Origin of the sequence: Macrococcus equipercicus (assembly GCF_004359525.2) — a bacterium.
Taxonomy (GTDB): Bacteria; Bacillota; Bacilli; order Staphylococcales; family Staphylococcaceae; genus Macrococcus; species Macrococcus equipercicus.
In genome coordinates, this window is the sequence record NZ_SCWC02000001.1 from 158,597 (window position 1) to 182,328 (window position 23,732).

General features: G+C 45.6%; 22 protein-coding genes. 20 read left to right on the forward strand and 2 right to left on the reverse strand.

The annotated features are described in order from the left end of the window. Positions 1–35 precede the first annotated feature (35 nt). From ERX35_RS00795 to whiA, 20 genes are all read left to right on the forward strand, one after another. Positions 36–1,265, forward strand: a complete 1,230-nt coding sequence (locus ERX35_RS00795; protein ID WP_149458003.1) for a DEAD/DEAH box helicase family protein — start codon at positions 36–38, stop codon at positions 1,263–1,265. After that, positions 1,262–1,921, forward strand: a complete 660-nt coding sequence (locus ERX35_RS00800) for a ComF family protein (RefSeq protein ID WP_149458004.1) — start codon at positions 1,262–1,264, stop codon at positions 1,919–1,921. Before ERX35_RS00795 ends, ERX35_RS00800 begins: the two co-directional genes overlap by 4 nt. Positions 1,922–1,986: 65 nt before the next feature. Further along, positions 1,987–2,550: a ribosome hibernation-promoting factor, HPF/YfiA family gene (hpf, locus tag ERX35_RS00805; protein ID WP_149458005.1), complete on the forward strand. Its 564-nt coding sequence runs from the start codon at positions 1,987–1,989 to the stop codon at positions 2,548–2,550. A gap of 172 nt (positions 2,551–2,722) precedes the next feature. Continuing rightward, positions 2,723–5,245, forward strand: coding sequence for a preprotein translocase subunit SecA (secA, locus tag ERX35_RS00810; protein WP_149458006.1), 2,523 nt, complete (start codon positions 2,723–2,725; stop codon positions 5,243–5,245). An 8-nt stretch (positions 5,246–5,253) separates the two neighbouring features. Beyond that, positions 5,254–6,358 (forward strand): peptide chain release factor 2 gene (gene prfB, locus ERX35_RS00815; RefSeq protein ID WP_246143095.1). Its coding sequence is split into 2 segments (ribosomal slippage): positions 5,254–5,325 and positions 5,327–6,358, totalling 1,104 coding nucleotides; the frame shifts between segments, so codons are not numbered across the junction. A gap of 25 nt (positions 6,359–6,383) precedes the next feature. Beyond that, the gene (gene cccB / locus ERX35_RS00820; protein ID WP_149458008.1) at positions 6,384–6,695 is read left to right on the forward strand and encodes a cytochrome c551; all 312 of its coding nucleotides are present in this window, start codon (positions 6,384–6,386) and stop codon (positions 6,693–6,695) included. A 225-nt stretch (positions 6,696–6,920) separates the two neighbouring features. Next, a complete protein-coding gene (locus ERX35_RS00825; RefSeq protein ID WP_149458009.1) occupies positions 6,921–7,379 on the forward strand; it encodes a CHAP domain-containing protein in 459 nt (152 codons plus the stop codon). A gap of 111 nt (positions 7,380–7,490) precedes the next feature. Next, complete coding sequence (locus ERX35_RS00830) at positions 7,491–8,030, forward strand: TlpA family protein disulfide reductase (protein WP_149458010.1); 540 nt, start codon at positions 7,491–7,493, stop codon at positions 8,028–8,030. Beyond that, on the forward strand, positions 8,030–8,674 hold the full coding sequence (locus ERX35_RS00835; protein WP_149458011.1) for a YfbR-like 5'-deoxynucleotidase: 645 nt from the start codon (positions 8,030–8,032) through the stop codon (positions 8,672–8,674). Before ERX35_RS00830 ends, ERX35_RS00835 begins: the two co-directional genes overlap by 1 nt. Then, positions 8,671–8,892 (forward strand): CsbA family protein, encoded by a 222-nt coding sequence (locus ERX35_RS00840; protein WP_149458012.1) that lies wholly within the window; start codon positions 8,671–8,673, stop codon positions 8,890–8,892. Before ERX35_RS00835 ends, ERX35_RS00840 begins: the two co-directional genes overlap by 4 nt. Before the next feature lie 88 nt (positions 8,893–8,980). Then, positions 8,981–10,957 carry an excinuclease ABC subunit UvrB gene (uvrB, locus tag ERX35_RS00845; RefSeq protein ID WP_149458013.1) on the forward strand — a complete coding sequence of 659 codons (1,977 nt, stop codon included), beginning with the start codon at positions 8,981–8,983 and terminating at the stop codon, positions 10,955–10,957. Positions 10,958–10,961: 4 nt separating this feature from the next. Continuing rightward, the gene (uvrA, locus tag ERX35_RS00850; RefSeq protein ID WP_149458014.1) at positions 10,962–13,790 is read left to right on the forward strand and encodes an excinuclease ABC subunit UvrA; all 2,829 of its coding nucleotides are present in this window, start codon (positions 10,962–10,964) and stop codon (positions 13,788–13,790) included. 163 nt (positions 13,791–13,953) lie between these two features. Continuing rightward, positions 13,954–14,883 (forward strand): HPr(Ser) kinase/phosphatase, encoded by a 930-nt coding sequence (gene hprK, locus ERX35_RS00855; protein ID WP_149458015.1) that lies wholly within the window; start codon positions 13,954–13,956, stop codon positions 14,881–14,883. A 1-nt stretch (position 14,884) separates the two neighbouring features. Further along, positions 14,885–15,721, forward strand: coding sequence for a prolipoprotein diacylglyceryl transferase (gene lgt / locus ERX35_RS00860; RefSeq protein WP_149458016.1), 837 nt, complete (start codon positions 14,885–14,887; stop codon positions 15,719–15,721). Further along, complete coding sequence (locus tag ERX35_RS00865) at positions 15,705–16,190, forward strand: acyltransferase (RefSeq protein ID WP_149458017.1); 486 nt, start codon at positions 15,705–15,707, stop codon at positions 16,188–16,190. Before lgt ends, ERX35_RS00865 begins: the two co-directional genes overlap by 17 nt. After that, positions 16,187–17,605 (forward strand): tetratricopeptide repeat protein, encoded by a 1,419-nt coding sequence (locus tag ERX35_RS00870; RefSeq protein WP_149458018.1) that lies wholly within the window; start codon positions 16,187–16,189, stop codon positions 17,603–17,605. Before ERX35_RS00865 ends, ERX35_RS00870 begins: the two co-directional genes overlap by 4 nt. A 54-nt stretch (positions 17,606–17,659) precedes the next feature. Beyond that, positions 17,660–18,601, forward strand: coding sequence for a thioredoxin-disulfide reductase (trxB, locus tag ERX35_RS00875; RefSeq protein ID WP_149458019.1), 942 nt, complete (start codon positions 17,660–17,662; stop codon positions 18,599–18,601). Positions 18,602–18,684: 83 nt separating this feature from the next. After that, positions 18,685–19,587: an RNase adapter RapZ gene (gene rapZ, locus ERX35_RS00880; RefSeq protein ID WP_149458020.1), complete on the forward strand. Its 903-nt coding sequence runs from the start codon at positions 18,685–18,687 to the stop codon at positions 19,585–19,587. Continuing rightward, positions 19,574–20,566 (forward strand): gluconeogenesis factor YvcK family protein, encoded by a 993-nt coding sequence (locus ERX35_RS00885; RefSeq protein ID WP_149458021.1) that lies wholly within the window; start codon positions 19,574–19,576, stop codon positions 20,564–20,566. Before rapZ ends, ERX35_RS00885 begins: the two co-directional genes overlap by 14 nt. A gap of 2 nt (positions 20,567–20,568) precedes the next feature. Then, positions 20,569–21,519 (forward strand): DNA-binding protein WhiA, encoded by a 951-nt coding sequence (whiA, locus tag ERX35_RS00890; protein ID WP_149458022.1) that lies wholly within the window; start codon positions 20,569–20,571, stop codon positions 21,517–21,519. A gap of 51 nt (positions 21,520–21,570) precedes the next feature. On the opposite strand, the gene ERX35_RS00895 is transcribed toward whiA, so the two are convergent. Both ERX35_RS00895 and ERX35_RS00900 read right to left on the reverse strand, forming a co-directional pair. Then, complete coding sequence (locus ERX35_RS00895; protein WP_149458023.1) at positions 21,571–22,209, reverse strand: hypothetical protein; 639 nt, start codon at positions 22,207–22,209, stop codon at positions 21,571–21,573. 80 nt (positions 22,210–22,289) lie between these two features. Next, positions 22,290–23,654 (reverse strand): alkaline phosphatase, encoded by a 1,365-nt coding sequence (locus ERX35_RS00900; RefSeq protein WP_149458336.1) that lies wholly within the window; start codon positions 23,652–23,654, stop codon positions 22,290–22,292. Positions 23,655–23,732 lie beyond the last annotated feature (78 nt).

The window sequence follows — 23,732 nt, forward strand, 5'->3', positions numbered from 1 at the left end:
ACTTACTTTAGTGTGCTGTTTTTTTGGAGGTCATTATGGCACTGCTTGAAACAAGCTGCTCCGGGATGCCGGGTGTCATCAAAGCACAGGGTTATCACTGCAGCTATTGCTTGAATGAAGATCAGCGGTTGTTTTATACGTACTTCAATCATCAGTTCCAGAAGGAGATCACTTATTGCCGTGTCTGTATTATGATGACGTGGTCGACGACAGAAACTTATTATCAGCCGGTGGCAATACCTGATGCTCCTGAACAGCTGGAATGTCACCTTGATTTTGCCCTCACTGCCCAGCAGAATTATGCTTCCCGCTTAATTGTTGAAGCGGTCGAATCAGGAGGCAGGCGGCTGCTGCATGCGGTGACCGGTGCGGGCAAAACAGAGATGATTCTGAAGGGGATTCAGACAGCAAGACGGCTTGGCAGAAATGTGGCCATCGTATCGCCGAGAGTCGATGTCGTCAAAGAAGTGTACTTAAGAATGGCAGCGTACTTTGATGCGGACATTGACGTCTTGTACGAAGGGCAGTCGCTTGCTTACAGCAGTCGGTTCGTCATCTGCACAGTCCCGCAGCTCTATCGTTATATGCATCACTTCGGTCTGTTGATTGTCGATGAGGTGGATGCCTTTCCGCTGCCGATGGACGAACGGTTGATGCGCTGTGTAGCAAGAGCGGCTGCAGCAGACGGCACGATGATCTACTTGACGGCGACACCGCCGAGAGCACTGCGGGCGGCATTCGAGAAGCATGAGGTCATTACACTGCCGGCACGTTATCATGAACGTCCGCTGCCCGTCCCGCGCTTTAAGTATCTGTCGGTAAAATCAATATTGAAAGGGCGGCTCGCTGCCCGGCTGGAACGCCGGCACAGCGGCACACTGCTTGTCTTCTTCAATGATATACAAGTGATGACAGCCGCAGCCGTCACCTACCAATCATTTAAGCCGCTGACCGTCTTTGCGGCTGACCGCAGCAGGCATGACAAAGTAGAGGAGATCAGGGCGGGGAAGCACCGTATTGTTTTTACGACCACTATACTTGAGCGTGGTTTTACGCTCGCAGGTCTTGATGTCTGGGTCGTTGATTCCGGGAGTTTCACCGCGGAATGCCTGATTCAGATGGCCGGCCGGGTTGACCGGAAACGTGAGTATTATGACGGAGAAGTTATCTTTTTTCATGATGGTGTAACGCTGAGTATGCAGCGGGCCGTCAAGGAAATCCAGACGATGAATCAGACGGCTAAAAGGCGGGGATGGATTAAATGAACTGCTTGATCTGCTTGAATCGCCATAGAACGGAGTTATCATTTCACACGTATTTGACAGGTGAACCGCTCATCTGTGAAGCATGCAGCAGCAAATTTAAGCTGGAGGATGCGAGACGCTGCAGCCACTGCCGCAAAAAGCTGCAGCCGGAAGAAGTTGACTGCACAGACTGTTATTTCATGAGCAGTCGATTTGCGCCGGTGGATCACATCCATTGTCTCTATGATTATGATGACTGGACAAAGGAGCTGATCTTTAAATACAAGTTTAAGAAGGATATCGTTCTTGCTGAAGTGTTTGCGGCGCTGTTAAAACCGCACATTAAGGCGATGAACTGCGATATGGTCATCCCGCTGCCGTCAAGCCCGGAAAAAATCGTTGAGCGGGGATTTGATCATATGGCAGAAGTCGTGCATCGGACCGGCGTCAGTTTTCAGCAGCCGCTGAAGACAAAGCACCGCGTGAAGCAGGCAGGACTGACTAAAGCTGAACGACTGCAGGACAGCAATCCTTTCTATATAGAAGGTGCGACTGCGCCACGTGTGCTGCTGATTGATGACATTTATACGACAGGTTTAACGGTCCACCGGGCTGCTCAAGTGCTGCGACAGGAACAAGTCACAGAAATAGGAGTGTTAATCTTTGCAAGAGTCTGAATATTTGGTAAAATAAAGACAGGAAGAAACAACATAGAATATGGTTTCAAAAGGAGCGATGCAATATGTTCAGATATGAAATACACGGTGATAACATTACAGTGACAGATGCCATTCGCAATTATATTGAAGAGAAATTGAGTAAGCTTGAGCGCTACTTTACTGAGGTGCCGGACGCAAATGCCCATGTAAAGATTAAGACTTACCAAGATTCTAAGGCAAAAGTCGAAGTCACTATTCCTTTGAAAAACCTGACATTACGGGCAGAAGAACGGCATGCTGACTTGTATGCAGCTGTTGATCTTATTGTAGAGAAACTGGAGCGTCAAGTCCGGAAACATAAAACAAAAGTCAACCGTAAGTTTCGTGAGAAAGGCGTGGAGAAAGATGTATTCCCGGCGCTGCCGGAATTGGATGCTGCAGAAGACGACCAGCAGGATGAGATGGAGATCATTCGTTCCAAACAGTTTGATCTTAAACCGATGGACTCTGAAGAAGCAGTGCTGCAGATGAACATGCTGGGCCATGATTTCTTCATCTTTAACGATGCGGAGACTAATGGGACTAACATCGTCTATCGACGTAACGATGGTAAGTACGGTCTGATTGAAACATCTACAGAAGTATAGCAACGCTGCCCCCGTCGCGACGGGGGTGCTTTTTTGTGAGCACTGCTAAGTTTCCGGTGCCGCGCAGAACATATCTTACTGTGAGCTTTTTAAATGTTTTTATATAGCGTCAATAAATGCTATTATTAGATGTTGTAGACGATAGTTTTTCGTAATTAAAGGAGAGAACAGCATGGGATTTATTAAAAAGATGTTTGACGGTTCTAAACGTGAAGTAAAATCTTTATCTAAAATTGCCGACCAGGTTGAATCCTATAAAGATCAAATGGCAGCAAAGTCAGATGATGAACTCAGAAGTATGACAGTTAAATATCAGAATGACCTTAAAGAAATCACTGACTATAAAGATCAGGAGAAATATCTTGATCAAATTCTGCCGGAAGCATTCGCGGTTGTACGTGAAGCGGCTTTACGTGTTCTCGGCTTGTTCCCTCATCCTGTGCAGATCATGGGTGGTACGGTCATCCATCGCGGCGATATCGCTGAAATGAAAACAGGGGAAGGTAAAACGTTGACGGCGACAATGCCGGTTTATTTGAATGCATTATCCGGTCGCGGCGTCCATGTTGTAACGGTCAATGAGTATTTATCAAGCACGCAGGCAGTAGAGATGGGGCAGCTTTATAACTTCCTTGGTCTTTCAGTCGGTGTCAACTTGAACAGTAAGGCGACAGCAGAGAAACGCGACGCTTATGCAGCAGATATTACTTACAGTACGAACAATGAACTCGGTTTCGACTATTTAAGAGATAACATGGTGACTTATGCAGAGGAACGTGTCATGCGTCCACTCAACTTTGCTATCATCGATGAAGTCGATTCCATTTTAATTGATGAAGCGCGTACGCCGTTAATTATTTCGGGACAGGCTGAGAAATCAACGGGTCTTTACGTACAGGCGAATGTCTTTGTGAAGATGCTGAAAGATGAAGTCGATTATAACTATGACGAGAAGACAAAGGGCATCCAGCTGACAGAAGCAGGTATCGATAAAGCGGAGAAGATGTTCAAAGTCGATAATCTCTATGATGTTAAAAATGTGACGCTGATGCACCACATCAATATCGCGCTGAAAGCACACCGTTCTATGCTGAACAATGTCGATTACGTGGTTCAGGACGGCGAGATTGTTATCGTTGACCAGTTCACCGGCCGGACAATGCCCGGACGTCGTTTCTCTGATGGTGTTCATCAGGCGATTGAAGCGAAAGAAGGCGTTGAGATTCAAAATGAATCCAAAACGATGGCCTCTATTACATTCCAGAACTTCTTCCGTATGTATAACAAGTTATCAGGGATGACCGGTACAGCGAAGACTGAGGAAGAAGAATTCGTCAGCATCTATAATATGGTTGTGACGCAGATTCCGACCAATAAACCGGTTGCCCGCCAGGATAAAGCGGATTTAATCTTTGCTTCTGAGAAAGGTAAGCTTACAGCTGTCGTCGAGGAAGTCATTGCCAGACATAAAGTCGGACAGCCTGTGCTGCTTGGTACAGTGGCAGTTGAGACGAGTGAATATATTTCAGGACTGCTGAAAAAACGCGGCATCCGTCATAACGTGCTGAATGCGAAAAACCATGAGCGGGAAGCTGAGATTGTAGCGAATGCAGGTCAACGCGGTGCGGTGACGATTGCGACGAACATGGCCGGCCGGGGAACGGATATTAAACTCGGAGAGGGTGTCGTGGAACTTGGAGGACTCGCGGTCATCGGTACAGAACGTCACGAATCACGCCGAATCGATGATCAGCTGCGCGGACGTTCAGGACGTCAAGGAGACCCGGGTTTCAGCCGGTTCTATTTATCTCTACAGGATGAGCTGATGGTGCGTTTCGGTTCAGAAAGAATGCAGACGATGATGACACGTCTTGGTATGAATGACGATGCACCGATTGAATCGAAGATGGTCTCACGCGCTGTTGAATCTGCTCAGAAACGAGTGGAAGGTAATAACTATGACAGCCGTAAACGTGTCCTTGAATATGATGATGTGCTGCGTAAACAGCGCGAAATCATCTATAAGGAACGGAATGACATCCTTGAGCAGGAAGACTGTTCAGAGCAGGTTCATTCAATGATTGAGGAGTCAGTACGTCGTGCCGTCAGTGGTCACTTTATCACAGAAGAGGACCACGACTATCAAGCGTTCATCAACTTCGTGGAAGATATGTATCTCCCTGAAGGGCAATTGAAAGAAGAAGAGGTTACCCGCCGCGATAACGATGAAATCTTCAAAGTCGTGATGCGTCACATTGATGAACAGTACAAGCGTCAGGAAGAAATGCTCGGTGACCAGATGCATGAATTCGAACGGATGATTCTCCTCCGTACGATTGATATGAAGTGGACGGATCATATTGATACGATGGATCAGCTGCGTACAGGTATTCATCTGCGTTCGTACGGTCAGATTAACCCGCTGCGTGAATATCAGAACGAAGGATTAAGCATGTTTGAAGGTATGCTTGAAGATATCGAAGATGATGTTGCGAAGTATATCCTTAAATCTGTCATCGATAAAGATGAACAAGTTGAGCGTGAGCAGGTCGCTAAAGGTGAAGCGATGGTTGCAAGCGACGGCAAAGAGAAAGTTAAGAAACAACCGAAGCAGAATGAACCGGAAATCGGTAGAAATGAACCGTGTCCTTGCGGCAGCGGCAAAAAGTATAAAAATTGTCATGGTAGAGAGTAGGAACAATAATGGAATCATATGAAATAAAAAACAGACTGGCAGAGTTAAAAGAGAAATTACAATCATTCAGGGGGTCTCTTTGACTTAGAGGAAAAAGAGACGAACATCCAGGAATATGACGAGATGATGGCGGACCCGGGTTTCTGGGACGATTCCAGCAAGGCCCAGCAGATCATTAACGAGAGCAATGCGTTAAAAGAAGTGGTCAACGGCTACTATCAGCTGACGGAAGAGAAAGAAAATATTGAAGTTATGGTTGAGATGGTTAAAGAAGAGCCGGATGCTGAAATGGAGCAGGACATCAGTGAAAACTTGCTCGCTTTGAAAGAAGCGGTAGATCAGTTTGAGCTGAAACTGCTGCTTAATGGTGAGCATGATGCCAACAATGCGATTCTTGAACTTCATCCAGGAGCAGGTGGAACTGAGTCCCAGGACTGGGGTGCTATGCTTTTGCGTATGTATCAGCGGTTCAGCGAGAAGCAGGGATTCAAGGTGGAGACAGTGGACTACCTGCCAGGCGATGAAGCAGGGATTAAGAGCGTGACACTGCTCATTAAAGGACATAATGCTTACGGCTATCTTAAAGCAGAGAAAGGGGTACACCGCCTCGTGCGTATTTCCCCGTTCGATTCGTCAGGAAGACGTCATACGTCATTTGCTTCATGTGAAGTGACGCCGGAGTTTGATAATGACAATATTGAAATCGAAATCAATACTGAAGACTTGAATATTGACACGTACCGGGCAAGCGGTGCCGGTGGTCAGCATATCAACACAACAGATTCAGCTGTCCGGATTACCCATAAACCGACAGGTGTTGTTGTGACATGTCAGAACGAACGTTCACAGATTAAAAACCGTGAACAGGCGATGAAGATGCTGAAAGCCAAGCTTTATCAGCGTAAGATTGAAGAGCAGGAAGCAGAGATGCTTGCTATCCGTGGTGAGCAGAAAGAAATCGGCTGGGGCTCACAAATTCGTTCTTATGTCTTTCATCCTTATTCAATGGTTAAAGACCACCGCACGAATGCAGAGACAGGCAACACGGGAGCTGTCATGGACGGAGATATCTCCATGTTCATCGATGCTTACTTGAAAAGACAGCTCCAGTAACCACGCTAATGAAAAGAGGATTGTCATGAAAAAACAATTGTCAGTTGTACTGATAGGTTCAGCTCTTCTGCTCGCAGCTTGTGGCAGCGAAACTAAAACATCAGACACGTCAACTTCTGATCCTGGTAAGACAGCCTTTCAGCAGAACACATGCGTCGGTTGTCACGGCCGCGATATGGAAGGGGCAAGTGGACCTAACCTTCAAAAAGTGGGAAGCAAGTACTCAAAAGCGGAAATACTGAATATCATTAAAAATGGTAAAGGTCCGATGCCGAAAGGTCAGGCACAAGGCAAAGAAGCAGAGCAGATTGCAGCGTATTTGTCAAAGCAGAAGTAAAATGTAGCAGCCTTATCAAATAATGGAAATCTGCCGGCAAATTAGTTGCCGGCAGATTTCTTTTTTTGTTACAAAATTGTAGCATAACGGGCAATTTTGTAACTTTTACGGTTATTTTATGCTGTCCTCGTAACACTTGTATTACAAAACCATAACATTGGTTTGAACAGTTCATTGGTATGTTACTCTTTTTTTAAGAACAAAACTTAAGGAGAAAACATACTAATGAAAAAATTAATGCTGACGATGCTGACGATATTAATGCTGATTACAATTGGTGGAGAACTGAATATCACTCCTTTTAAGGTGACTAAGGAAGCCGACGCCGCTGCATATGCCAACCCTATCCGCTATAAAGCACCTAACTACTATACGACAGGATCATGTGCTTACTATGCGTTTAACCGCCGTGCTCAGATGGGACGCTACGTGTCTAACCAATGGGGCAATGCGAAATACTGGGCATCCAATGCTGTCCGTTATGGATATACTGTCAGAAGATCACCGATTAAAGGTTCTGTGCTTGTTTCACAATCAGGTTATTACGGCCATGTCGCTGTCGTTGAAAGCATCTACAGCAACGGTGATATCATCGTCTCTGAAATGAACTATCCAGTACGCGGCATTAAAACTTTCCGTAAAGTTTATCGCGCCAATGTTTCATATTACCAATACATTTACTAGATCAAACATACCGTCATCACCGCTATAGGGGTGATGACGTTTTTTTGTATAATAATATAGTGTTTCACCGCTTATCCTTGTTATAATGTAACCATATTAAGGAGGGGCATCGTGAAACGTTTTATGATTATTTTATTAAGTGCAGCGCTGCTCGCTGCAGCGGGCTATAGTGTGTGGCGTGTACTGACGTACGACGATCAATCGAATCAAGTGGCAGGCCATCCCCACTATTTAAACGGCAAAAATATTACTGAAATGACAGCTTATGATCAACATGGGAAGCCGCAGCCGCTGACTGAATTACTCACAGGGGATATCAATATTATTAATTTCTGGGCTTCCTGGTGTGAACCATGTAACCGTGAGATGCCGGCACTGGTCAATTACAATCACGACAAACCGGGTCATGTGACGGTCATCGGTATGAATCTCCAGGATAAGGAACTTAATCGCACGGCGTTCATCAAAAAATATCATGCGGATTATCCGATACTGACGGCTGATGCTTCCGTGAGAAAGAATTATAAAATCAACAACTTACCGACGACAATTTTTGTAAATAGTAAAGGTGTGGTCCTAAAGACATATTTAGGAGAACTGAATGAAGAAAAAGTGAAAGTGTTAATACAGCAAATTGAGGAGGGCGAATAATGGGTGTTCATCAATATTTCAAAAGCTTGTCCGATCTTGAGAAACTTGTCCGCTGTCCGGGCAAATTCAAATATCATGACCATAATGTAGCTAGTCACTCATTCAAAGTGACTAAAATTGCCCAGTACTTAGGAACGGTAGAAGAATACCATGGTCATGCCATTGACTGGAAGAAATTGTATGAAAAAGCACTCAACCATGACTATCCGGAGATTTTCACAGGAGATATTAAAACACCTGTCAAATATGCCTCTAAAGAACTGAAGCAGCTCTTCAATGAAGTGGAGGAACAGATGATTACTAAGTTCATTGACACAGAATTTCCACCTGAGTACCGCGAGGTTTACCGCGAACGGCTGCAGGAAGGAAAAGATGATACGATGGAGGGGCAGATTTTAGCTGTCGCAGATAAGATTGACCTGCTCTACGAATCGTTCGGGGAAATTCAAAAGCGTAATCCAGAGCCGCTGTTTTTTGAAATTTATGAAAAGAGTCTGGAAACAATCATGCAGTTTGACCATTTAGTGTCGGTGCAGGATTTCCTGAATAATATTCTGCCGGAAATGCTTGAGGAGAAGTTTATTCCAAGGTCTGAACTGAGAGAGATCACGTATGCCATTCTTGATAGGGAGGATTCGGAGTGACGTGGTATTTACTCGCCTTATTTCTTCCTGCGTTGATGGTCATCGTCTTCAGCATGATTATCAGAAATAAATATACGGGTCTATTGTTAGCGACTATAGTGATCGGGGTATCAGTTTATAAAGGATTCTTTCATTCAGAGATGATTGTCTTTATCGATACCATTTCACTGATTATCGGTTATTTACTTGTCGATCGCTTTCAATTGCACGAACAGTAGCAGATGCATCATGCATCTGCTTTTTTACGAACAGATGTTTGTACCTGAATGATGAAATTTGATAAAATAATGAAGAAAAGGGAGGGGTATGATGGAAAATCATCCATTCAAGATACAGTCAGAATTTCAGCCTTCAGGAGACCAGCCTGAAGCGATTAATCAGCTTGTAAAAGGCATCAAGGAAGGCAGAAGACATCAGACACTCCTTGGCGCGACAGGGACAGGGAAGACATTTACGATGAGCAATGTTATTCAGCAGGTCGGCAAACCGACGCTGATCATTGCGCATAATAAGACGCTCGCAGGTCAGCTGTACAGTGAGTTCAAGGAGTTTTTCCCGGAGAACCGCGTCGAATACTTTGTCAGCTATTATGATTATTACCAGCCGGAAGCTTATGTTCCGTCCACGGATACATTCATCGAAAAAGATGCTTCTATTAATGACGAGATTGACAAGCTGCGTCACTCCGCGACGAGTGCGCTGTTTGAACGCAACGATGTCATCGTCATTTCCTCGGTCAGCTGTATTTATGGTCTTGGTAACCCGGAAGAGTACAAAGATATGGTAGTGAGTGTCCGTGTCGGTATGGAGATGGAACGTAATGCCCTGCTCAGAAAGCTTGTCGATGTTCAGTATACGAGAAATGATATCGATTTTCACCGCGGTACATTCCGTGTCAGAGGTGACGTCGTTGAAATTTTTCCGGCGTCACGTGATGAGCAGTGTATCCGCATTGAATTTTTTGGGGATGAGATTGAGCGTATCCGCGAGATCAACTATTTGACCGGAGAAGTATTAAAGGAACGGGAACACTTCGCTATTTTCCCGGCGAGTCACTTCGTCACCCGGGAGGAGAAGATGAAGCTTGCGATAGAGCGCATTGAACGGGAACTGGAAGAACAGCTGAAAGTGTTCCGGGCGGAGAATAAGCTGCTGGAAGCGCAGCGGCTGGAACAGCGGACCAATTACGATCTTGAGATGATGCGTGAGATGGGATTTTGTTCAGGGATTGAGAACTACTCGGTCCACCTGACGCTGCGTCCGACAGGTTCGACGCCCTATACACTGCTTGATTACTTCGGTGATGACTGGCTCATTATGATTGATGAATCGCACGTCAGTCTGCCGCAGGTGCGCGGGATGTACAACGGTGATCAGGCGAGAAAGAAAGTGCTGGTGGAACACGGTTTCAGGCTGCCGAGTGCGCTGGACAACAGACCGCTGACATTTGAGGAGTTTGACAGCAAAGCGAAGCAGTTTGTCTATGTTTCTGCCACACCGGGTCCTTATGAAATTGAACATACAGATGAGATGGTCGAGCAGATTATCAGGCCGACCGGACTGCTTGATCCAATCATTGAAGTCAGAAAATCTGAGCATCAGATTGATGACCTTATGGAAGAGATACAGCTGCGTGTCGCTCAAAATGAACGCGTGCTTATTACGACGCTGACGAAGAAGATGAGTGAAGACTTGACGACTTACTTGAAAGAAGCAGGCGTTAAAGTCAATTACCTCCATTCGGAAATCAAGACATTGGAGCGGATAGAAATCATCCGTGACCTGCGCATGGGTGTGTACGATGTGTTAATCGGTATCAACCTGCTGCGGGAAGGACTGGATATTCCTGAAGTATCACTTGTCGCTATTCTGGATGCGGATAAAGAAGGTTTCCTGCGTTCTGAGCGTTCGTTAATCCAGACCATCGGCCGTGCCGCGCGTAACGAACAAGGTAAAGTCATTATGTATGCTGATAAGATGACAAAGTCAATGGAAATTGCCATCTCAGAGACAAAGCGCCGACGGGAAACTCAGGAAGCATACAACAAGGTGCATGGCATTACGCCGATGACCATCAATAAGAAAATTCGTGATGTCATCAGCGCGAGTGTTGAGACTGAAGAGACAGCAGCACCTAAGAAGACGAAGAAATTAACGAAGAAAGAACGCCAGCAGACTATCGAGCGTGTGGAACATGAAATGAAAGAAGCAGCTAAAGCGCTTGACTTCGAACGTGCGACGGAATTACGTGATATTCTGTTTGAACTGAAGGCTGAAGGGTGAGATCATGAAGAATAAAGAAATCGTTGTAAAAGGCGCAAGAGCACATAACTTAAAAAATATAGACATTACGATTCCGCGCGATAAGCTGGTCGTCATGACCGGGTTGTCAGGGTCAGGTAAATCAAGTCTTGCCTTTGATACCATCTACGCAGAAGGTCAGAGACGTTACGTAGAATCACTTAGTGCATATGCCAGACAGTTTTTAGGACAGATGGACAAGCCTGATGTGGATACGATTGAAGGGTTGTCACCTGCCATCTCTATCGACCAGAAGACGACGAGCAACAATCCGCGAAGTACGGTCGCCACAGTCACTGAAATTTATGACTACTTAAGACTGCTTTATGCACGGATCGGGACGCCGTACTGTCCGATCCATGATATTAAGATAGAATCGCAGACCATTCAGCAGATGGTTGACCATGTGATGGCGCTTGAAGAGCGGACGAAGATCCAGGTGCTTGCGCCGCTTGTCAGAGGGCGTAAAGGCACGCATAAGAAACTGATTGAGGACATCTCCAAAAAAGGCTATGCGCGGCTTAAAATTAATGGTGAGATGCATGATGCCGGTGATGATATTGATCTTCCTAAAACGCACGCACATGATATCGATGTCGTGGTCGACCGGCTGGTCGTCAAGCCGGGCATTGAAAGCAGACTCGCAGATTCGCTTGAAAATGCGCTGCAGCTGGCTGAAGGAAATGTCCTGATTGATGTCATCGGTGACAAAGAGCTCAAGTTCTCTGAGCATCATGCATGTCCGGTATGCGGCTTCTCCATCGACAAGCTGGAACCGCGGATGTTTTCGTTTAACAGCCCGTTCGGTGCGTGTCCGGACTGCGATGGGTTAGGCACTAAGCTGACTGTTGATATCAGCCTGGTTATTCCCGATGAATCCAAAAGCCTGCAGGACGGCGTATTAGTGCCATGGCAGCCGATCAGCTCTGAGTATTATCCTAATTTACTGAAGCAGACGTGCAAGCACTATAAGATTGATATGAAGAAACCATTTAATCAGCTGTCAGCTGAAGAACGCGATATTATTCTGTACGGCGGACCGGATACAATCGCCTATAAGTTCAAGCAGGATAATCGTGTGTCCCGGACGAGAAGCATGAAGTTCGAGGGAATCGTTAATAATATTGAACGCCGCTTCAAAGAGACGCCGTCTGAATATACACGGGAACAGATGCGTAAATATATGACGGATGAGAAGTGTGAGACATGTCATGGCTACCGGTTAAATGAACAGGCGATGGCTGTTAAGATCAACGATGAACATATCGGACAGACGGTCCGTCGTTCCATCGGTGAATCAGCGGCCTACTTTAACTCTCTTGACCTGACTGAGAAGGAACAGATGATCTCAAACTTAATTCTTAAAGAGATTACAGAACGGTTATCATTTCTGAATAATGTCGGTCTTGAGTATTTGACATTGAACCGGATGGCAGGCACATTATCAGGCGGAGAGGCGCAGCGTATTCGCCTTGCCACACAGATCGGTTCAAGACTGACGGGCGTTCTCTATATTCTGGATGAGCCGTCTATCGGACTGCATCAGCGTGATAACGACCGGTTAATCGCTACACTGCAGTCGATGCGTGATATGGGGAACACGCTGATTGTCGTTGAACATGATGAAGATACGATGCTTGCGGCCGATTATTTGATTGATATCGGTCCGGGCGCAGGCGTCCATGGCGGCCAAATCGTGTCTCAAGGGACCCCTAAGCAGGTCATGAAAGACAAGAAATCATTGACCGGCCAGTATTTGAGCGGCAAGAAGAAAATTGAACTGCCGACCGAGCGGCGCAAGCCTGACGGCCGTTACATCTCAGTGAAAGGCGCATCGAGCAACAATCTGCAGGACGTGGATGTTGATATCCCGCTCGGCATGATGACGGTTGTGACAGGTGTCTCTGGTTCCGGTAAAAGTACGCTGGTCAATGATGTAATATATAAAGGGCTGGCACAGAAACTCTATAAGACAAAGGCCAAACCAGGTCCACACCGGTCAATTGACGGGGCAGAGCAGATCGAGAAAATCATCGATATCGACCAGTCGCCGATCGGCCGGACACCGCGGTCAAACCCGGCGACTTATACAGGCGTATTTGACGATATTCGCGATGTCTTCAGCCAGACCAATGAAGCAAAGCTGCGCGGTTATCAGAAAGGCCGCTTCAGCTTCAATGTAAAAGGCGGCCGTTGTGAAGCGTGCCGCGGGGACGGCATCATTAAAATTGAGATGCACTTTTTGCCTGACGTCTATGTACCATGTGAAGTATGTGACGGCAAGCGTTATAACCGGGAGACGCTGGAAGTGACCTACAAAGACAAAAACATTTCAGATGTGCTGGATATGACAGTAGAAGATGCTTATTACTTCTTTGAAAACATTCCAAAGATCAACCGGAAACTGAAAACGATTGTTGATGTCGGTCTTGGTTACGTCAAACTCGGTCAGCCGGCGACGACATTGTCGGGCGGCGAAGCACAGCGTGTGAAGCTGGCTTCAGAGCTCCATAGACGCTCGAACGGCAGGTCGCTGTACATTCTCGACGAACCGACGACAGGACTGCATGTAGATGACGTTGCAAGACTGCTGAAAGTATTGCATCAGCTTGTCGATAACGGTGACACGGTCATTATTATTGAGCATAACCTCGATGTGATCAAGACGGCCGATTACATTATCGACCTCGGTCCGGAGGGCGGTTCAGGAGGCGGTCAGATCATTGCGCAGGGAACGCCGGAAGTCATTATGGAGACAGCCGCATCTTATACGGGCAAGTATTTGAAGCAGCTTGTGGAAAGAATGCATCAATAGTTCAACTGATCACTGATAGATAGCAGCCAGATGGGAGACCTCCTGTCTGGTTTTGTGCTTTCAGGGAATCAGCTGAATCAGTAAATGAAAGGCTTTTTTCATTTCATTGTAATTACAGCAGAAGTTATTTAGAATAATAGTATCGAAAGTACGGAGGGTATCCATGATAACATGTAACGATATAACCGCTAAGTTTAAACTGACGCTGCTTGCAGGAGAACAAGGACTTGACCGCCCTGTGATGAATACGGATATTTCAAGACCAGGTCTTGAAATGGCCGGCTACTTCTCCCACTACTCCTCTGATAGAATTCAAGTGCTCGGTACGACGGAGACATCTTTTTTCGAGATGCTCGGCAAGGAAGATAAAGTCGACCGGATGAATAAGCTCTGCCGCAAAGAAACACCGTGCATCATCATTACGCGCGGTATCGAACCGCCTGAAGAACTGATCGCCGCATGTGACCGTAAAGGTACGCCGCTGCTGTCGTCAGAAGATGCCACAACGAGTCTGATGAGCAAACTCACTTCTTATCTTGAAACGCAGCTTGCTCCTGAGACAAGCCTGCACGGCGTTCTTGTCGATGTCTACGGGATAGGCGTACTCATTACTGGGGATTCCGGTGTCGGTAAAAGTGAGACCGCACTTGAACTCGTCAAAAGAGGTCACCGTCTTGTAGCGGATGACAATGTGGAAATCAAAGAGATTTCAAAAAATGTACTGATGGGCAAACCGCCGCAGCTGATTGAACATCTGCTTGAAATCAGAGGGCTGGGTATCATCAATGTCATGACACTGTTCGGGGCAGGCTCTATCCTCCAGGAAAAACGCGTCATGCTGAACATCAACCTTGAAATATGGGATAAAAACAAGATGTATGACCGGGTCGGCCTGATTGAAGAAAAGCTGACCATACTTGATTCGCAGATTACAAAGAAGACCATTCCTGTCAGACCCGGCCGGAATCTTGCGGTCATTATAGAAGTTGCGGCAATGAACTACCGGCTTAATGCGCTCGGTGTCAATACGGCTGAGGAATTTAACGATAGATTGAACGAACAAATCAGAAGCCAGTCATTAAAGGGGAACTAACATGTTATCAGCTATTAATCCAATTGCGTTTGAACTCGGACCGTTATCTGTCAGATGGTATGGCATCATTATTGCTTCAGCGATATTGATCGGCTATTTAATCGCCCAGCGTGAGTCAGTAAAAAAAGGGTATAAGGAAGACACTTTGATAGATATTATCGTCTGGGCCGTTATTATCGCGATTATTTGCGCCCGTATTTACTATGTTGCTTTCGAATGGAGCTACTACAAAGCCCATCCCGCTGAAATACCGATGATCATGAACGGCGGCATCGCCATTCACGGCGGGCTGATCGGTGCTTTCAGTACAGGCTTTATTCTGGCTAAACGAAAAAATCTGTCATTTTTCCAGCTCGCTGATATTGTGGCGCCGAGTATTATACTGGCCCAGGCTATCGGCCGCTGGGGTAACTTCATGAATCAGGAGGCACACGGCGGAGAAGTTTCGAGAACGTTTCTTGAACAACTGATGCTGCCTGAGTGGATTATTAATCAGATGAACGTAGGCGGCACTTATTATCATCCGACCTTTCTCTATGAATCGCTCTGGAGTCTAACCGGTTTCGTGATGCTGCTGCTGGTGAGAAAACATCTGCGGATCGGCCAGACGTTTCTCCTCTATGCCATCTGGTATTCAATCGGCCGCTTCTTTGTGGAAGGTTTAAGAACAGACAGCCTCATGCTGACAGAACATTTAAGAATTGCCCAGGTTATCTCTATTGTAATTATTACAGTGGCAGTAATCACCTGGCTCTACCGCGCGTACCGTTACCGTCTGCCGAAATACGGCGATGTCAATGTAGCGCTTAAAGGAAGCAATGATGAGACGTATAAGTAGCACGAAAGTAACAGGGCCGAATCCATTATGGCGGGTGTACCAGACAGTCTCTTTTCTTAAAGTATCCCGCAATACCGTGCTTATTGAAGCTGGAAGGTTCTGTCCATCCATGCGCATTAAACGTAGACTTTATCAGTACATAGGAATGACAATCGGGCCATATACTTCTATCGCCTACAGAGTAACACCGGATATTATGTTTCCGGAGAAGATTACAATCGGCACTAACTGCATTATAGGATTTAATACGACGCTGCTCTGCCATGAATATTTAGTCCATGAATATCGTACGGGCGATATTATTATCGGGGATGAAGTAATGATTGGAGCAAATGTCACTGTACTGCCGGGCGTAAATATCGGTCACAGGGCAGTGATCGGCGCTGGAAGTGTCGTCTCGAAAGATGTCCCGGCCGGTGCATTTGCTTATGGTTGTCCGCTTCAGATCAGAAGTGAGGTGAAGTCATGAACGACAAAATCATCAGTCTGCCTAACAATGCGGAAAGTTATTATCTGCTGGCTCGGAAAAAAATGAGTCAGCAGCTATTCAAGGATGCCATCGTCTATTTGAAGAAGGCATTGGATCATCAACAGTCCCGTGACTATATTAAAGACCTCGCTATGTGTTATGCGGAGATCGGGCAGGTGGACATTGGTGCAGGTTACATTTATGAATGCATCGTCACAGCAGAGACGTTTGCTGACTACTTCTACATATTGAGTCAGCTGTATACGAAAGCACGGGAACCTAACAAAGCCTTTTTGTTCGGCTTATACTATGTTCAGCTGACCGATGATCAGTCTTATATGGCGGAACTGGTCAAAACATTTGATGTCGTCTATAAAAATAAGGCGGAAGTAGAAGCGGAAAGTGCTTTGTTTGTCACTCAGCAGATTTTTCAGTACTTATTCTCGCGCGGTAGAATCAACGAGTCGATTGACTGGATTAGTAATCAGCCGCTTGCACTGCAGGCGCGTAAAGAAATGCGCAACTTAAGAGCGATGGCTTATTTATTCATGAGCCGGTATCCGGAAGCGGAAGCGCTGCTCGAACAGCTGCTTGACGAAGATGAAACAGATATCCATGCGCTCTGCCACTATACATTACTGCTCTATAATACGCATCAGCATAGTAAGTATCAGCACTACATTCAGCGGCTGAACAAGCTGCATCCGATTAGTGAGGATGAATCATTTAAGCTGGGTATTGTGCTCTGCTACTTGAAGCAGTACGAAGCGTCACAAGCTCTGCTGCTGCCCATCTACAAGAAGAAGATGCTGAAGAATGCGCAGCTGTATCATGCGCTCAGCTTCAATTATTATGCGCTCGGCGACCGCACGGCATCCGAAGAAATGTGGCGGCAGCTTGTCCGGCTGACCGGCAATGATACGCCGAGCCCCCGTGATATATTCGAAGGGATGCGTTATCTCGAGGAGCAGGTGATTCCGCTGTTAAGAAGCGATGATAGTCATCATAGGCTGCTCGGTATCTTTCTCATCTCACAGCTTGACCATAAGGAAACAATGATCTCTAAGGAACTCTGGGATGAACTTGAACAGATGAGAGATTACGAAAAGCTTTATTTGTCCTATATCTTTCACCAGCTTGAACTGGTCAAGCTTGATTTCATCCATAAAGGACTGCAGGCACTTTATGAAGTGAACCAGGAGCATGAGCTGCTGCTTGCCTGGATTGATAATGCGGAGGAAGTCATTGCAGCAAAACGGCCGCTTACTGTGGATGCTTATGCAGCAGCGACCTATTATGCATATTCTAAAGTAAACGGCACATCTGCTTCCATGAAGCACTGCGCTGAACTATTTAATACGACTCACTATCAGTTTACGAAAGCGTATGAGTTCTTCAAGCAAAATAATGTTTAAATCAGTTAAATTGGTATATGCTATATTCACGAACATTCGTCTAAGGAGGATATTATGACTGAAATAAAGAAATACGATGTAATTATTATTGGTGCTGGACCAGCAGGTATGACGGCGGCACTATATGCAGCCCGGGCAAACTTATCTGTAGTAATGGTCGAAAGAGGGATGCCGGGCGGCCAGATGGCCAGCACAGCGGACGTTGAAAACTTCCCCGGCTTCGACTTGATCACAGGCCCTGATTTATCCACTAAAATGTTTAACCATGCGCAGAAGTTCGGTGCAGAATATGCATACGGCGACATTAAAAGTGTCCGTGTTGAAGGAGACGACAAAATCGTTTCATTGGGAGACAAGGAATTAGTCGGCAAAGCGGTCATCATCGCGACCGGTGCAGAGTACAAAAAAATCGGTGTGCCTGGTGAGACAGAGCTTGGCGGCCGTGGTGTTTCTTACTGTGCGGTCTGTGACGGCGCATTCTTCAAGCAGAAGAACTTAATTGTCATCGGCGGCGGAGATTCAGCGGTCGAAGAAGGGGTTTATTTGACTAAGTTTGCGGACAAAGTAACCATCGTCCACCGCCGTGAAGAACTTCGGGCACAGAAGATTTTACAGGAACGTGCCTTTAAAAATGACAAAGTAGACTTCATCTGGAACTCTACATTGAAATCGATTAATGATAAAGACGGTAAAGTAGGCAGCGTTACCTTGATCAATAAAGCCGGCGAAGAATCAGATGTTCAGGCAGATGGTGTCTTCATCTACATCGGTATGCAGCCGCTTACTGCACCGTTCGTTGATCTAGGGATTACTAATGAAGCGGGCTACATCGAAACAAACGACGAGATGGAAACAAAAATCCCGGGTATTTACGCAGCGGGAGACGTCAGAAACAAATCTCTCAGACAGATTGTCACAGCAACGGGTGATGGCAGTCTGGCAGCTCAAAATGCTCAGCACTACATCGAGCATCTCAATGACAAAGTAAATAGCTAGTAAAGCACAATAGATACGCCGCACGGGCGTGTCTATTTTTATGAATTCGTGTAAAATGGATAGTGATGACAAGGGGGCTGACTATGAATGATGTTGGAATGAAAAAGCTGGTAGTCGTTACAGGAATGAGTGGCGCAGGTAAATCCGTAGCCATTCAAAGTCTGGAAGATCTCGGCTACTTCTGTGTGGATAATTTACCACCGATTTTGCTGCCGAAGTTTATCGAACTGATGCATGATGGTCATCAGTCTTTATCACGCGTAGCAATCGGCATCGACTTAAGAGGGAAAGATTTCTTTGATAACTTGAGAGAAGAACTGCAGAACATCATCAATTTAACGGATATTGCTGTGCAGGTGCTGTTCATTGATGCGCAGGATAAAGTACTGGTGTCACGATATAAGGAAACAAGAAGAACTCATCCGCTGGCAGACGGCGGGGCGCCGCTTGAAGCGATACACCATGAGCGTACGCTGCTTGCCGATCTTCGCGGCGTCGCCTCTTATATAATTGATACGACGGATATGAAATCAAAAGAGCTGAGAGCTTTTATCATGGAGCAGTACAATCAAGGCAAAGCCGATATTTTCAGAATCAACGTGATGAGCTTCGGTTTTAAGCATGGTATACCGATCGACGCGGACTTAGTGTTTGATGTGAGATTTCTACCGAATCCTTATTATATCGAAACGCTGCGTCCGCTGACCGGACTTGATGAAACAGTCTATGACTATGTCATGAAATGGAAAGAGACGACGATATTCTATAATAAACTGATGGATTTACTGAAGTTCATCATTCCCGGTTATATGAGAGAAGGGAAGTCACAAGTCGTCATCGCAATCGGCTGCACAGGCGGTCAGCACCGCTCAGTGGCACTTGCCGAAAGAATCAGCCACGATTTAAAGGAATTCTTTGAATTCGAAGTGACGACAAGCCATAGAGATGCAATGATTGAAGGAAAACTGAGTCATGAGACAACTTAAAATATGTCTGATCGGCGGCGGGACCGGACTGTCAGTGCTTGCCCGCGGATTAAAAGCATATCCTGTAGACATTACAGCAATCGTTACTGTGGCGGATGATGGCGGTAGTACAGGAAGAATAAGGGACGTCATGGACATTCCGGCGCCGGGAGACATTAGAAATGTTCTGGCGGCACTCAGTGACGCTGAACCGATGCTTGAGAAGCTGTTTCAATATCGCTTTGATACTGATACATTAGGCGGCCATCCAGTCGGCAATCTGATGCTGGCGGCCATGACCGATATTACAGGTGATTTCGGTCACGCTGTCCGTGAACTCAGCAAAATTTTGAATGTGAAAGGGACAGTCATTCCGTCGACGAATAAAAGTCCGATCTTAAACGCGATTATGGAGGACGGGGAGATTGTAGTCGGGGAGTCACTCATTCCACTTAAAAACAAGCGGATTGACAGTGTTTTCCTGACACCGGCCAACATCAAACCGATGGCAGAAGCGGTGACTGCTCTGCTGGAAGCAGATTTGATTGTTCTAGGTCCGGGCAGTCTTTATACGAGCATCATTCCGAATCTGCTGCTCGATGAACTGGCGCAGGCACTGCTCGACAGTGAGGCGAAGAAACTATACGTGGCGAATATTATGACACAGCCCGGTGAATCGACGGGTTATTCGGTGGCTGATCATATCGAAGCTATCCATAAGCACGTAGGTGCACCGTTCATTCAGTTTGTCATCGCGAACCATAAGACACTGAACAAGAAGATTTCATCCAACTATGCAAGAAGCCATTCAACGTTCGTTAACTGTGATATATTGAAAGTGAAATCGATGGGCATTGAGATGATCACGAACGATCAATTAGTGCATGTCAATAAAGACTACATGGTCAGACATAATAATGTAGTGCTGGCCGATATGATCTATGAGCTTGCTTTATCTGAGATAAGCACGATTCAGGTCACTCAGAGAGAGGAAGAGTAACTGTGTCATTTGCATCTGAAATGAAAAATGAACTTACACGTATTGAAGCGGATGACTGCTGTAACAAAGCAGAACTGGCCGCGTTGATCCGTATGAATGGTAATTTAAGCATATCGAACAGAGAATGGGTCATTAATGTCCAGTCGGAAAACGCAGCGATTGCAAGACGTGTATTCTCGCTCATCAAGAAAATATTCGGTGTGGAAATTGAGTTGTTAGTCAGAAAAAAGATGAAGCTGAAAAAGAACAATGTCTACATATGCCGTATTAAAACACGGGCCAAAGCTATTTTATCTGAACTTGGCATACTGGTAGAAGGCAGTTTTCTTCACGCTATAGACGAGCGGCTCATTCAAGATGACTGCTGCAAGAGAAGTTATTTACGAGGTGCTTTTCTGGCAGGGGGCTCTGTCAATAACCCCGAGACATCATCTTATCATCTTGAGATTTTTTCTTTATACGAAGAGCATTCCCGTGATCTGACGAAGCTGATGAATAATTACGGACTTAATGCAAAGACACTTGAACGTAAAAAAGGATACATCAGCTATATGAAAGAAGCGGAGCGGATCTCTGATTTTCTGAGCTTGATCGGCGGTTATCAGGCACTGCTGAAATTTGAGGATGTCAGAATTGTCCGTGACATGAGAAATTCAGTCAATCGCCTCGTCAACTGTGAAACGGCTAACTTGAACAAAACAATCGGCGCAGCAATGCGGCAAGTGGAAAACATCGAATTCATCGATGCGGAGATCGGTATTGACGAACTGCCGGTACGGCTGCGTGAAATTGCGAGGCTGCGCGTACTGCATCAGGACATCTCTTTGAAGGAACTGGGAGAGATGGTGTCGACCGGCGTCATTTCAAAGTCAGGAGTCAACCATCGCCTGCGGAAGCTAGATGAAATCGCCGACAAACTGAGAAACGGTGAACATATTGAATTTAAAAAATAAAGAGTCTGTGGATGTCCACAGACTCTTTTATTTCAGGGGATGAGAGTCTTATTACTTAGCTTTTTTGAAAGCTTCAAACGACTGGAAAGATTCTTTCGGTATTTCCAGGCTGTTCGGTGTTTGATGATTCACTGCATGGATAGCTGTATGCATGAGCATTTCGCGCGTATAATCATACTGGCGCTGGCCAAACTGCTGGGCATACGTCTTATAGGATTTATAGTCGGCATCTTTTTTGTCCAGGCTGTTCAAATAGTGGACATCATCTTCATGCATTTTGTACTGGGGATAATTGTTGCTGTGATGCCCTTTCTCTGTTACGACAACATGTTTCGGGTCAGCTGTCACAAAAGTGCCGTCATCCAGCATATACATGCTCAGCTGTTTATAAGTCACTTTTAAAATAGCGTGGAATGTATGACCTTCACCGGCAGGCTTTGTCGGGATGCCGTGACCTGTATCTTCGGTATAAATGATTGTATCGTTGTCTTTCACTTTGATAGTATGATCAATAGTCGTCGTTTTCAGCTTCGTGAGGGGATAAGTCTTCACCTTGCCGACCGCAATTGTCTGACCGTCCTTAAATGCATGATGATGATGCCCGTCTTTGATTGAAGTTGATGGATTGCCCGCTGTCTGAGCACAGCCGGTCAATAAAACAGCCATCATTATGTATATAAACAATTTCATGTGAAAGCTCCTTTAATCATGTAAATAAGCCTGGAACAAATAGCTGACTGTCCCAGACTTATTTGATACTGCATAAAATGTTATTTCAAGAATTTGAAGATGCGCTTTGCATTGTCAGTGTTGTCCATATTGCCTCTCCATAACGTGCTTCCCGGACCGTAACCGTAAACGTTGACATCTTCACCAGTGTGACCACCTGTAGTCCAACCTGTATAACTTCTCGTATCAACCGGGCGTTCGATTGCATCTTCGATAGCAGTAGCATTTTTAGCGGCTACAGCATCTTTGATTGCCTGTAATTCAGCAGCAGTCAACTGGAAGCCGATGTTGTCTTTAATAATTTTATCGACATCAGCGCCATCTTTCATTAACTGTGCACGAAGATACTCAGATGTATGTTTCATCTGTCTGATCGGTTCTACGAAGAAGTTGTACTCACCACGTGCACCCATGGATAAGCCGCCGGTAGAATGGTCTGCCGTAGCGATGACTAATGTGTTGCAGTCAGTTTTAGCGAAGTTGATCGCTTCCTGGAAAGCAAGGTCGAAGTCTCTCATTTCACTCATAGCGCCGGTCACGTCGTTAGCATGGCCTGCCCAATCGATCTGAGAACCTTCTACCATTAAGAAGAATCCTTTTTTGTTGGCGTTTAATTTTTTGATTGCTGTTTTAGTCATGTCTTGTAAAGAAGGCATATTAGCATCCCGGTCGATCATTTTAGGCATACCGCCTGGAGAGAACAATCCGAGAATCTGCTTATCTTTTGAATTAGAAGCAGCTTTCAGTAATCCTTTTTTATTGTCAACAAATTTATAGCCGTCATTTTTGAATTCTTTGATCAGATTGCGGTCTTCACGCTTGAAGTAATCTTTACCGCCTCCGAGGATGACGTCTACTTTATGTTTGCCGTTGATCATTTCATCGTAGTAATCATCAGCAATCGCCGGCATGTTTTTTCGGGATTCATCGTGAGCACCGTAAGCAGCAGGTGTTGCATGTGTTACTTCAGAAGTGGCAACCAGACCTGTTGATTTACCGACCGTTTTGGCCTGCTCTAACACAGTTTTAACAGGTGTTTTATCATTATCGACAGCAATGGCATTGTTGTAAGTCTTAACGCCGGAACTCATAGCGGTAGCAGCAGATGCAGAATCCGTGATGTTCTGGTGATCATCTTCAGCGATTGTACGCTGCGCACCTAATAAGTAATTATCAAAAGAAACAGTGTCCAGACCATTTGTCTGCGGTTTATCCTGCATGTAGCGGTAAGCTGATGTATAAGATGGTCCCATACCGTCACCGATCATGAAGATGACGTTTTTCGGCTGAGCTGATACTTTACACGTTGAAGCTGCCTGGGCAGTCTTTGTCTGAAGTGGGGAAGCTGTTGGGAGCGCGGACAGGAACAGTCCAGCTATTACAGACGAAGCAATAACTTTGTTCATATTTTTCACGGAAAATTTCCTCCTAAATTTTATGAGTACATCATTAATCTATCAGTAATTTGTAAATTAATTGAATAG